General features: G+C 63.0%; 13 protein-coding genes and 1 pseudogene. 9 read left to right on the forward strand and 5 right to left on the reverse strand.

The genetic code is table 11. The annotated features are described in order from the left end of the window. Positions 1–319, forward strand: a pseudogene (locus EN781_RS12855) (thermonuclease family protein); the annotation flags it as partial. On the opposite strand, the gene EN781_RS12860 reads toward EN781_RS12855, so the two are convergent. Next, positions 282–1,931 carry a lysine--tRNA ligase gene (locus tag EN781_RS12860; protein ID WP_126056604.1) on the reverse strand — a complete coding sequence of 550 codons (1,650 nt, stop codon included), beginning with the start codon at positions 1,929–1,931 and terminating at the stop codon, positions 282–284. The pseudogene EN781_RS12855 and the gene EN781_RS12860 overlap by 38 nt on opposite strands. Positions 1,932–2,087: 156 nt before the next feature. Between EN781_RS12860 and EN781_RS12865 the strand changes: the two genes are divergently transcribed. After that, positions 2,088–2,498, forward strand: coding sequence for a tellurite resistance TerB family protein (locus EN781_RS12865; RefSeq protein WP_126056603.1), 411 nt, complete (start codon positions 2,088–2,090; stop codon positions 2,496–2,498). Positions 2,499–2,650: 152 nt separating this feature from the next. On the opposite strand, the gene EN781_RS12870 is transcribed toward EN781_RS12865, so the two are convergent. Next, a complete protein-coding gene (locus EN781_RS12870; protein WP_126059248.1) occupies positions 2,651–3,466 on the reverse strand; it encodes a transporter substrate-binding domain-containing protein in 816 nt (271 codons plus the stop codon). A 185-nt stretch (positions 3,467–3,651) separates the two neighbouring features. After that, the gene (locus EN781_RS35245) at positions 3,652–3,927 is read right to left on the reverse strand and encodes a hypothetical protein (RefSeq protein WP_245455796.1); all 276 of its coding nucleotides are present in this window, start codon (positions 3,925–3,927) and stop codon (positions 3,652–3,654) included. Here EN781_RS35245 and EN781_RS12875 point away from each other — a divergent pair. The 3 genes from EN781_RS12875 (at position 3,874) to EN781_RS12885 (ending at position 5,987) form a co-directional block, all read left to right on the forward strand. Beyond that, complete coding sequence (locus EN781_RS12875) at positions 3,874–4,488, forward strand: LuxR family transcriptional regulator (protein WP_245455735.1); 615 nt, start codon at positions 3,874–3,876, stop codon at positions 4,486–4,488. The genes EN781_RS35245 and EN781_RS12875 overlap by 54 nt on opposite strands. 98 nt (positions 4,489–4,586) lie before the next feature. Next, on the forward strand, positions 4,587–5,225 hold the full coding sequence (locus EN781_RS12880; protein ID WP_126056601.1) for an acyl-homoserine-lactone synthase: 639 nt from the start codon (positions 4,587–4,589) through the stop codon (positions 5,223–5,225). A gap of 12 nt (positions 5,226–5,237) precedes the next feature. After that, on the forward strand, positions 5,238–5,987 hold the full coding sequence (locus EN781_RS12885) for an enoyl-CoA hydratase-related protein (RefSeq protein WP_126056600.1): 750 nt from the start codon (positions 5,238–5,240) through the stop codon (positions 5,985–5,987). A 148-nt stretch (positions 5,988–6,135) separates the two neighbouring features. Here the strand turns inward: EN781_RS12885 and ppk2 are convergent, their stop codons facing one another. Then, the gene (ppk2, locus tag EN781_RS12890; RefSeq protein ID WP_126056599.1) at positions 6,136–7,035 is read right to left on the reverse strand and encodes a polyphosphate kinase 2; all 900 of its coding nucleotides are present in this window, start codon (positions 7,033–7,035) and stop codon (positions 6,136–6,138) included. A gap of 160 nt (positions 7,036–7,195) precedes the next feature. Between ppk2 and EN781_RS12895 the strand changes: the two genes are divergently transcribed. The 3 genes from EN781_RS12895 (at position 7,196) to EN781_RS12905 (ending at position 10,400) form a co-directional block, all read left to right on the forward strand. Then, positions 7,196–8,461 carry an ATP-binding protein gene (locus EN781_RS12895; RefSeq protein WP_126056598.1) on the forward strand — a complete coding sequence of 422 codons (1,266 nt, stop codon included), beginning with the start codon at positions 7,196–7,198 and terminating at the stop codon, positions 8,459–8,461. 111 nt (positions 8,462–8,572) lie between these two features. Next, positions 8,573–9,298, forward strand: a complete 726-nt coding sequence (gene phoU / locus EN781_RS12900; protein ID WP_126056597.1) for a phosphate signaling complex protein PhoU — start codon at positions 8,573–8,575, stop codon at positions 9,296–9,298. 91 nt (positions 9,299–9,389) lie between these two features. Next, a complete protein-coding gene (locus EN781_RS12905) occupies positions 9,390–10,400 on the forward strand; it encodes a magnesium and cobalt transport protein CorA (protein WP_126056596.1) in 1,011 nt (336 codons plus the stop codon). A 112-nt stretch (positions 10,401–10,512) separates the two neighbouring features. Here EN781_RS12905 and EN781_RS12910 read toward each other — a convergent pair whose 3' ends face one another. Further along, complete coding sequence (locus EN781_RS12910) at positions 10,513–11,031, reverse strand: GcrA family cell cycle regulator (protein WP_126056595.1); 519 nt, start codon at positions 11,029–11,031, stop codon at positions 10,513–10,515. Between the two features lie 203 nt (positions 11,032–11,234). Between EN781_RS12910 and EN781_RS34795 the strand changes: the two genes are divergently transcribed. Continuing rightward, positions 11,235–11,437, forward strand: a 203-nt coding sequence (locus EN781_RS34795; RefSeq protein WP_210213474.1) for a hypothetical protein, incomplete at its 3' end; no start/stop codon positions are given.

Below are 11,437 nucleotides of genomic sequence, written 5' to 3' on the forward strand. Positions count from 1 at the left end.
GGCGATAGCCTGCATCGTGCCGCCGGAAGGCGGCGGCCGCGACCTCATCTCCGCCGAATGCCGTGTCGGTAATCAGGATATTGGCCAGTGGCTGGTCGAGAGCGGCTGGGCGCGCGCCGCCACGGGAGGCCCCTTTGTCGAGGCCGGCGACAAGGCACGCTCGGAGAAGAAAGGCATTTTCGGGCACGCCCCGAACCTTGGCGGCCTGCCGTCGCTGCCGGAAGCGACGGCTCCCGCGCCCGCCGCGCCAGATTCGATCTTGCCGACGGAAGATGGCGTCCTTACGCCGCTAGCTGACCAGCCAGCGCCCGCTCAATGAGCGCCCGCGTCTCGGCGATGCCGTAGAGCGCGGCGAAGGAGCCGAAACGCGGTCCGCGCTCCTGCCCGATCAGCACCTGGTAGATCATCTGGAAGAAGGCGACGGAAACACCCGGCCCGCCTTCGGGACTCTGCTTGGAATGATCCTGATAGCGCTCGATCCGGCGCGCCACGTTGAGCGCCGCGTTCTGGATCGCCTCGCCGTCGGCGCCCTGCGGCAGCGCGCCGAGCGCGTCGGAAAGCTTCGCCAGTGCATCGCGCTCTACCTCGTCGGCGGCGCGGAAAACCTTGGTCGGTTTCACGAAATCGTCGAAGTAGCGGATCGCGTAGCCCGTCAACCGATCAAGCTCAGGATGCGTCGCCGGCGTCACGCCCGGCGCGTGTCGAGAGATGAAGCCCCACAGCACTGCCTTGTCATGCGCGTTCGAGGCGCTGACCAGGTTGAGCAGCAGCGCGAACGGCACCGGCAGGTCGATGGCCGGCGGGTTGCCGTCATGCATGTGCCAGACCGGATTACCGAGCCGCTCCTTCCAGTCCTGCCGGGAGTAGGCGCCGAGGAAGCTGTAATATTCGTCGACTGCCTTCGGGATGACGTCGAAATAGAGCTTCTTGGCCTGCCGCGGCCGCTGGTACATGTATAGCCCGAGGCTCTCGGTCGGAGCATAAGTCAGCCATTCGTCGATGGTCAGTCCGTTGCCCTTCGACTTCGAGATCTTCTGGCCGTTCTCGTCGAGGAACAACTCGTAGACGAAATGCTCCGGCGCGCGTCCGCCGAGGATGTTGCAGATGCGGTCGTAGATCACCGCATTGGTCTGGTGATCCTTGCCGAACATCTCGAAATCGACGCCGAGCGCGGCCCAGCGCATGCCGAAATCCGGCTTCCACTGCAGCTTGACCTTGCCGCCCCTGATCGAGAGCGTGGTCTCGGTGCCTTCGTCATCGAAGGTGACGGTGCCGGCTTTTGCGTCGACATGCTTCATCGGCACATAGAGCACGCGGCCGCTCTTCGGCGAGATCGGCAGGAACGGGCTATAGGTCGCCTGGCGCTCTTCGCCCAGCGTCGGCAGCATCACCGCCATGATCTCGTCATAGCGCTCGGCGGCGCGCAGCAGCACCTCGTCGAAGCGGCCTGACTTGTAGTACTGCGTCGCGCTGGCGAACTCGTAGTCGAAGCCGAACGTGTCGAGGAAGCGGCACAGCATTGCGTTGTTGTGGTCGGCGAAGCTGGCATAGTCGCCCCCGAACGGGTTGGGCACCGACGTAAGCGGCATGTGCAGGTATGGCCCCAGCGCGTCGCGATCCGGCACGTTGTCGGGGATCTTGCGCATGCCGTCCATGTCGTCGGAGAAGCAGAGCAGCTTGGTCTTGACCTTGTCTTCGGTCAGCACCCGGAAGGCATGCCGCACCATGGTCGTGCGCGCCACCTCGCCGAACGTGCCGATATGCGGCAGGCCGGACGGGCCGTAGCCGGTTTCGAACAGCACCGTCTCGGGAAAGTCGGCGTCCTTGTAGCGCGCGATGATCTTTTTGGCTTCCTCGAACGGCCAGGCCTTGCTTTCGGCAGCCGCCGCCAGCATCTCGGGATTGAGATCGATGGTGTTTGATCCCGTCATATCACTGCTTCCACGTCATGTGCCGGCCTTCGCGGCAAGTAGGTTTTCAACCGGTCTCTAGGCGTCACTAGCCGGAGCGTCAACGATTTGCGGTGGTTTTCCTTGCGGCGCCCACGTGGCGACCCTACCTTCGGGCCTATCATCATGGAGTTTTGAATGCCTTTGACGCCACACGAAGCCCTGATCTACCTCATGGTCATCACTTCGGCTTCCGACCGCGACATGACCGATGTCGAGCTTGCACGCATCGGCGACGTCGTCCGTTCATGGCCGGTGTTTGTGGATTTCAACCAGGACAGGCTGGTGGCGGTTGCCCAGGCCTGCCAGAAGGCTTTGCACGACGAGGACGGGCTGGAAGGCGTGCTCGAACTCGTTGCAGGGGCGCTGCCGGAGCGGCTGCGCGACACCGCCTATGCCGCCGCTTTCGAGGTCGCCGCCGTTGATCTCGAAATGCGCATGGAGGAGGTGCGAGTGCTGCAGCTCATCCGCCTCAAGCTCGATCTCGACACGCTGACTGTCGCGGCCATCGCCCGCGCGGCCAAGGCGCGCCTGCGCACACTCACCTAGGCTTTGTTGATATTCAGGTGAGGCCGGCCTGCAAATGGCGGTTTCCTGCGCTTCCGGTGCTCACGTACTTTTAGTCCGCTCCGATTCTCGGAACCCACCACTTCGGCTCGTCCTGACCTGAATCTCAGCAAACCCTGGCCGTGCTGCAGTCCTCAGAAGAAGCTGACCGGAAAATAGCGCAGATAGAATTCGGCGAAGGTGCCCTTCACCGAAATCTCCTGCAGTGCATAGTCCATGGCCGCCGCCAGCGCCGGATCGCCGGCCCTCGTGGCGATCGCCATGCCCGAGCCCAGATATTCGGGCGCCAGGTACGGCCCGCCGGCGAAGCGGCAGCAGCCGGCCGCGTCGGTGCCGCCTAGCCAAAAGGCAAAGCGCATGCCGTCGCCGAAGGCGGCATCGATCTTGCCGGCCTTGAGGTCCCCGTAGAGCGTTTCCGGCGTGTCGAAGGGGACGACCTGGACGGTGCCGAAATAGTCGCGCAGCATCTTTTCATGCGCCGAGCCGGCAACGACGCCGACGCGCTTGCTGCGTAGCTTGTCGAGGATCGGTTCGGTAAAGGCCTTCGCCTTCGGCATGATGAAGCGCGCCGGAAACTGCAGGTACGATCGCGAGAAGGCGTATTTGGACCGCGTTTCAGCTGTCGCGGCGATGCCGGCGATGATCGCCTCGCCTTCGCCCTTCTGCAGCGCCTCGTCGAGCTCGCCCCAGGGCAGCGCCTGGATCTGGCACTTCTCGGCGATGCCGAGCTCGGCGCAGATCGCCCGTGCCAGGTCGACATGGAAACCGGACAGCCTGCCGCCGCCATCCAGGAAGTTGAACGGCGGGAAATCGGTGGTGGTGAGGAATCTGAGGCGCGGCAGCGCCGAGAGGTCCGGCTTCGGCAGCCGCTCCTTGGCGTCCCAGAGCACCGGCACCTGCGGCTCGGCGGCAAATGTCATGCCGGCAAAAGACTGCGCCGCCACCAGCATCGACAGGGCGATAACTATCCGCCGCAATGTCACAAGAAGACTCCGCCCAGTCATGTCTTTGGGCTTTTCGTACGAAAATCACGCCGGCACAATGGTTTTTGATTTCAACCTGTGAATTTAAGCGTATGGTTTAGGGAGTTTGCAAATAGCTCCGCGGTGCCGGCTGAAAGGGGGCAATCAGCCGGTCACGAAAGCGGCGCAGCTTTGCAATCCGGGGTTGATGGCGAAGCGCGGGTCAGGCATCTACCATCGATCTCTGATGCGGAAGGCAACATGGGGTAGATGTTGCGATGGGTCATTTTGATCGCACACTGGAATACATCGATCAGCTGCAGCACGCCAACACGGCGGCCGCGGTTTGTGAAAGGCTGCTTGGCGTCACGTCGAACTTCGGCCTGACGGCGTTGATGGCTGGAACGGTTCCGCATCCGGGCACGCCGCGCGGCCAGCAGAAAGACCACGTCCTGCTCTGCGACTGGCCGGGCGAGTGGCTGGAGCGCTATGTGGCGCGCAACTACGTCGATCACGATCCCGTCGTCAGTCACATGAAGCAGCTTCAGGCGCCGTTCCAGTGGCGGGAGGCTTCGGAAGGCATCCGCATCGACAAGAGCAGCGGCGAGGTGATGGGCGACGCCAGGGAATTCAAGCTGCGCGACGGCCTGGCTTTTCCGCTGATCACGCTCGACGGCCAGATCGTCATGGTGTCGCTGGGCGGCGAGGCCGTTGAATTGTCCGAGTCGGAGTTCGGAATCGTGTCGCTGGTGGCGACCTATGCGATCGGCCGCGCCATGCAAATTCACACCATGGCCGCCAAGACCATCGATCATATTGAATTGACTCCGCGCGAACGCGAATGCCTGCAATGGGCCGCCGTCGGCAAGTCCGAATGGGAAATATCTCAAATTCTAGGCATCTCGGAACACACTTCCGAGAAACACCTTCTTAACGCCAAAAGCAAACTCGGTGCCGTCAACAGGGTGCAAGCCGTCGCGGAAGCGATTAGGCGCGGCTATATTAGCTAGGTCGGCCGTGCCGGCCTAGAAATTCTTGCCTACGCGATCGCGTAATTTTTTCGGGAATGCCCGGCCGTATCTTCCTTTTTGGACACAGGAGACGGCTAATGCTTTTTTCCCTAACAACCCAGGAATTGATGGAGCGCCCCGACCTTTGGGAAGCCGTCCACCGGTTGCGCTACAAGATCTTCGTCGAGGAGATGGGCTGGACCGATCTCGAACGCCCCGACGGCCTCGAGATCGACCAGTTCGACCATGACGAGGCGGTGCACCAGCTCGTCATCCGCAACGGCGAGCTTGCCGGCTATCAGCGGATGTTGCCGACGACCCGGGCCCATCTCCTGACCGAGGTGCTGCAGGATCTCTATGAAGGCACGCCGCCCTCGGGGCCTCGCATCTGGGAGCTGACGCGCTATGCCGTGGCGCCGGGCTTCCGTGATGGCAAGCGCGGCGTGTCGACGGTCGGCACCGAGCTGATCGCCGGCTTCGTCGAATGGGGACTCAAGCGCAACGTCAACCAGGTCATCATCGAGTTTGAGCCGATGTGGGTCCTGCGCGCGCTGCAACTGCATTTCCTGGCGACCCCGCTTGGCTACCAGCGTACCTACGGCAATCAACAAGTCGTGGCCACGCTGCTCACCTTCACCGAACACACATTGGACGTGGTGCGCGCGCGCCGCAATCATTTCGCCCCTGTGCTGGCAAGGGGCTATCCCGACAGGCTCGGCCTGCGGCAGGCATCGTGATTGGAGTTTGTTATGAGTATCCACCCGCAACCAGAATTACGCGGCCACACGCTGGTCGTCACCGTTTCCTCGCATGATGGCCGGCCGGTCCTGGACAGGCGCGCCTATGCCAGCCTGGCCAGGACCTTCCACGAAGCCGCCGTCAACGATGACGTGCGCGTCGTCGTGCTGCGCGGCCTGGCAGGCTGCTTCTGCCTTGGCGGCGATTTCTCCGAGTTCCTCGACGCCACCAAGCATCGAGAGCTGATCGCTGCCGTCACCGACATGTTCCGCACGCTGGCCACCTTTCCGAAACCGGTGCTCGCCTGCGTCGACGGCGATGCCGTCGGTGTCGGCTGCACCATCCTGTTCCACTGCGACATGGTCATCGCCTCGAGCGCAAGCACGTTCCGGGTGCCGTTTGTCGATTTCGGCCTGGTGCCGGACGCGGCAACCAGCATCCTGGCGCCGCAGAAGCTCGGCTATGCCGGCGCCTTCCGCTTCTTCTGCCTGGGCGACACCCTTCATGCCGAGGATGCCAAGGCGCTCGGGCTGGTCGGCGAGATCGTCGCCGACGGCAGCGCCGAGGACGCGGCCCTTCTCAGGGCAAGGCAGCTTGCCAAGAAGCCGGTCGCAGCCCTCCTGCAGACGCGCGGCCTGCTCAAGGGCGACACCAACGCGCTCTGCGACCGCATCGACCAGGAGATATCGCTGTTCCAGCAGGCGCTGCAGGACGACACCACCCTGAAGCGGCTGCAGCGCATCGCCCGGCTGGCGGCCTAGAGCATGATGCCGAAAAGTGTGACGCGGTTTTCGGACGACATCATGCTCTATCTCTTTGATTTAGAGCCGGATTCAGATTTCAGGTCGATTCGACCTGAAATCATCCGGCTCTAGGACCGCCAGCCCCGTATCGTCGGCGAAATGGGACCTACTTCTCCAGGAATGATGGCCCTTCGCCGATGATCTTCTTGTCTTCCTTGCCGACGATTTCGAGGTCGCGCCCGTCATAGGGCAGCGACGACAGGATGCGCCTGATCACAGCCAGCCGCGCCCGTCGCTTGTCGTTGGCCCGCACGACGATCCAGGGCGCGAACTCCTTGTGCGTGCGTTCGACCATGAGGTCGCGCGCCTTCGTGTAGTCGTCCCATTTGTTGATGCCTGCGACGTCGATCGGCGAGAACTTCCAGTTCTTCAGCGGGCTCCAGCGGCGGTCGTGGAAACGTTCGAGCTGGGTTTCACGGCCGATGTTCAGCCAGAATTTGAAGAAGTGGATGCCTTCGTTGCAGATCATCCGCTCGAAATGCGGCGTCTCGCCGAGGAATTTCTCGTGCTGCTCGGGCGTGCAGAAGCCCATCACCGGCTCGACCCCGCCGCGGTTGTACCAAGAACGGTCGAAGGTCACGAATTCACCCGATGTCGGGAAATGGGCGACATAGCGCTGGTAATACCACTGTCCGAGCTCGGTCGGCGTCGGCTTTGTCAGCGCCACATTGCGCGCGGTGCGCGGGTTCATGTACTGGCGCAGCACGAAGATCGTGCCGCCCTTGCCGGCGGCGTCACGGCCCTCGAACAGCGCCATCACCCGCTTGCCGGTCGCCTGCAGCCAGGCCTGCGCCTTGACCAGCTCGATCTGCAGCTGCTCGAGCGTCGCGTCATATTCCTCGCTCTTCATCTTCTTGTCGTAGGGATAGCCGCCGGCGGTCAGCTTGTTGTCCTCGATCCAGTCGGGAAGCACCGGATTCTCGATGTCGAACTCCCGCTCCTTGCCGTCGACCGTGATTTTCAGCGGACCCGGTGCCGGGGCGGGACTTGCCTTGGCTTTTTTCATCGAGACGAACCTTTCCAGCTTGCGGACTCATGCTATTGGGAGCCTCAACGGCGCCGCGCCCCGGTTTGGATGCGCAAATGACGCTGTAGCACTCCAGGCCGGTCCAGCGGAAGTTTTCGCGACCGGCGACGGGGAAGAGGCATGGGGCGCGAGCGCGCGAATGGCTGAGCTGAACGCGGAGCAGAAGGGCACGGCGCAACCGGTGGCCGTCCGGCTGTGGGGGAGTCGCTGGCTGCTTGCCGCCGGCATCGTCGCGGTTTTCGCCGTCTATGGCCTTGCCGGCATTTCGGCCTATGTGCTCGTGGCGGCGATTGCCCTGCTGGTGGCGGCGGCGCTGTTGCCGTCGGGCGCCCCGCGCCGGTCAACTGAGGACGCAGCGGCAATGGAAGCAGGCGGCTTGCAGCGGCTTTCTGGCGAATACCTTGCGGCCGCTGTCGCCGATCCGCTGATCATCTTCGACCGCACCGCCACCATCGTCCACGCCAACGCCGCCGCTTTCGCCGCCTTTGGCGGCCTTGCGCCGGGCATGTCGCTGTCGCTGAAATTCCGCGCCCCCGAAATGCAGGCCTTGCTGGACAGCGTCCTGTCGGGGACCGTCGCATCCGACATGGTCGACTACACCGAGAAGCTGCCGGTCGAACGGGCCTATCGTGTCAGCGCATCCTCTGTCGGCCATGCCACCGACCTCTATGTGCTGGTGTTCAAGGACCAGAGCGAGGCGCGCCGGATCGACAGGATGCGCGCCGATTTCATCGCCAATGCCAGCCATGAGTTGCGCACGCCGCTTGCCTCGATCTCGGGCTTCATCGAGACGCTGCGCGGGCCGGCCCGCGGCGATCCGGCGGCGCGCGACCAGTTCCTGCAGATCATGCAGAACCAGACCGGCCGCATGGCCCGCCTGATCGACGATCTCCTGTCGCTGTCGCGGCTGGAGATGAAGCCCTACCTGAAGCCGGGAACCGAGGTCGATCTTCGCCAGACCATCGACAGCGTCATCGACTCGCTGGCGCCTCTTGCGCGTGAGAACAGCGTCGTCATCGAGCGCGACTTCGTCGACGGGCCGCTAGACGTGCCGGGCGACCGTGACGAGCTTTTCCAGGTCTTCGAGAACCTCCTGGAAAACGCCTGCAAGTACGGCCAGTCGGGCGGGCGTGTCACGGTGTCGATCGCCCGCGACGGGACCGGCCCCGAGCCGGGCATCGACGTCACCATCAGGGACTACGGCCCGGGCATCCCCGAAGAACACATTCCGCGCATCACCGAGCGCTTCTACCGCGTCGACGTCGAAAGCAGCCGCACCCAGAAGGGCACCGGCCTTGGCCTGTCGATCGTCAAGCACATACTGACGCGCCACAATGCCAGGCTGTCGATCAAGTCGGAAGTCGGCAAAGGCGCGGCGTTCTCGGTCCATTTGCCAGCGCGCTGAGTCAGTACTATTTGCTAACTGGCTGTTTCTTCTTTCTGTCATCCGGCTGGCGTATCAGCGGGAGATTGAGGAAGCGACTCGGTCAAAAAGACCCCGGGAAGGCATTCGTTCATGCAGTCCGTGCATATCATCAGTGCCTATGACGAAGAGCTGAAATACCTGTCGAAGCGCATCGCTGCGATGGGCGGCCATGCCGAGCGCATGGTCGAGCAGGCGATCACCGCCTTGGTCAATGCCGATCCCGGCCTCGCCCAGAAGGTCATCCGGGACGATCAGGCCCTCGACGAAGGGCAGCGCGAGATCGACGACAAGGCGATCGTCATCATCGCCAGACGCCAGCCAATGGCGACGGACCTGCGCGAGATCGTCGGCGCGATCCGCATCTCCGCCGACATCGAGCGCGTCGGCGACCTCGGCAAGAACGTCGCCAAGCGGGTGGCGGCCGTCATCGACGGACGCCAGCCGACCAGCCTGTACCGGGGCCTCGAGGCCCTGGCCGACCTGGCGCTGACGCAGCTGAAGGAAGTGCTCGACGTCTACGCCTCGCGCTCGGTGGAAAAGATCGGCTTCGTGCGCGATCGCGACGACCAGATCGACGCCATGTATACCTCGCTGTTTCGCGAGCTTTTGACCTACATGATGGAAGATCCGCGCAACATCACGCCCTGCACGCATCTTTTGTTCTGCGCCAAGAACATCGAGCGCATCGGTGACCACGCCACCAACATCGCCGAGACCATCTACTACATCGTCACCGGCGACCAGATGCCGGCCGAGCGGCCGAAGGGTGACAAGACGGACAAGATCGCTGTTCCCGGCACGCTGCCGGTGAAGTGAACGATGGCCTCTCGAACGCCGTGCTAATTTAGGCTAAGCTCCCGCGAACGTTCCTGAATCCTGATCAGTGGCCGTGCCTCAGGAGTTTGTTATGGAAAACGTTCGGAACCTCACTCCGGCCCCGCCGCCGACGTCCGGCATCATCGCGTCAAGCGTCTATACGGCCGGCCGCCGCATCGCCGACATTCCGATCGAGGAGGCCGGTGACTGGGCCAAGAAGCCTGACCATGTCGTCTGGATCGGACTTCTGGAGCCGGACCGCAATCTTTTGCTGCGCGTACAGGCGCAATTCCATCTGCACGATCTGGCGATCGAGGATGCCGAGCATCCGCACCAGCGGCCGAAGATCGAGCAATATGGCGATGCCCTGTTCATCGTCGCGCGCACCGCCCAGCTGATCGACGGCCGCGTCACCTTCGGCGAGACGCATTTGTTCGTCGGCGCCGGCTACATCGTCAGCGTCAGGCATGGACCGTCGACATCCTATGCCGCGGTCCGTCAGCATTGGGAAACCTGCCCGCATTCGCTCGCCAAGGGCGAGGACTTCGTCCTCTATGCCATTCTCGACTTCATCGTCGACAACTACATGCCGGTTCTGGAGCAGATCGAGGACGAGGTCGAGGCGATCGAGGACAAGGTCCTGCTCAGGCCGATGACCGGCTCCGACATCGAGCGGCTCTATATGCTGCGCCGCGATCTCCTGCGGCTGCGCAACGCGGCTCTGCCGCTGGTCGAGGTCTGCCGCCGGCTGACCAGCGCCGACCTGCCGCAGATCAATGCTTCGATGCACCCGCTGTTCCGCGACGTGACCGACCATATCCGCACGGTCCAGGAAAAGATCGACAGCCTGCGCGAGGTGCTGGCTTTCGCGTTCGAAGCCAGTCTTCTGGTCGGCCAGAGTCAGGAAACCGCGATCTCGAAAAAACTCGCCTCCTGGGCCGCCATCCTGGCGGTGCCGACGGCCTTCGCCGGCATCTACGGCATGAATTTCAACGACATGCCGGAACTGCACATGGAGTATGGCTACCCGACCGTGCTGGTTGCGATCGCGCTGATCTGCTCGTTCCTGTACTGGCGGTTCAGGAAGAATGGATGGCTGTGAAGGGAGAGCGAACAGCGAATAGAAAGTAGCGAATAGAGAACACCAAAAATGGCTTGCTCCCTGTCACAAGAAGCCAAGCCGTTCCTATTCGCTATTCGCTATTCGCTATTGCTCAGCGGCTTCTGCGCCGCTCCGCCGCCGGCTGGAACGCGACGCGAGAGTGGTATTTGCAGTACGGGCCGGTCTCGGCGGCGTCGTTGCCGCAGAAGTTGAAGTCTTCCGACAGCGGGTCGCCATTCGGCCATTTGCAGGTGCGCTCGGTCAGCTCGACCAGCTGCAGATGCCGCGAGATCGGTACGACGACGTTTTCCACCGGGCGGATATAGTGGCGCGCCACAGGCTCGGCGTCGAACTGAGCCTGGAGCGCGGTCGCGCCGATCGAGGTGGTGACATGGCGCGTGGCGGTCGCGGCGCGCGATACCGATTTCTGGATGGACGATCCCTGCACGGTTTTCTTCTGGCGAGCCGGGCTGGCCGTCGCGCGGCCGCGGCCCGACAGCTTCAGGCGATGCACCTTGCCGATGACCGCGTTGCGGCTGACGCCTCCCAGCTGTGCCGCAATCTGGCTGGCGCTCAGCCCTTCCGACCACAGTTTCCTGAGAAGTTCTACCCGCTCGTCAGTCCAGTTCATGAGACCGCGCTCCTGCTGAGGCGTGCGGCGATCGGAATCCCTTCCCGTCCCGGCTCCCGCCGGGCAGACAACACCACATATATCGGGTGATTAGGTCCGCCGCACGAAATCTAGTTATTTCTCAACTACAAATACCTCATGCGCTGACTCGGTGACAAGAGTCCCCGGGGCAACACGAATCGGTTTTTCCGGTTTTCCCCAACTTGCCGGCCGCTTATGAACCGGCGTCTCGTCAGGGGCATGCCGCGCGCCTATGCGCGACGTTTTCGTTGACTTCATGGCCGAAAAACACGATAAGCCGCAAAGGCCGCCGCTTTGGCGGCTTTTTTGATTTTCCGGTTCCGGAGACGCATATAATGAGCGGTTCGGCGCTTTACGAGACCTTTGCTCGCGCACCCCTGGCCTT

The sequence above is a fragment of the Mesorhizobium sp. M4A.F.Ca.ET.090.04.2.1 genome (genome assembly GCF_003999085.1).
Lineage (GTDB): Bacteria > Pseudomonadota > Alphaproteobacteria > Rhizobiales > Rhizobiaceae > Mesorhizobium.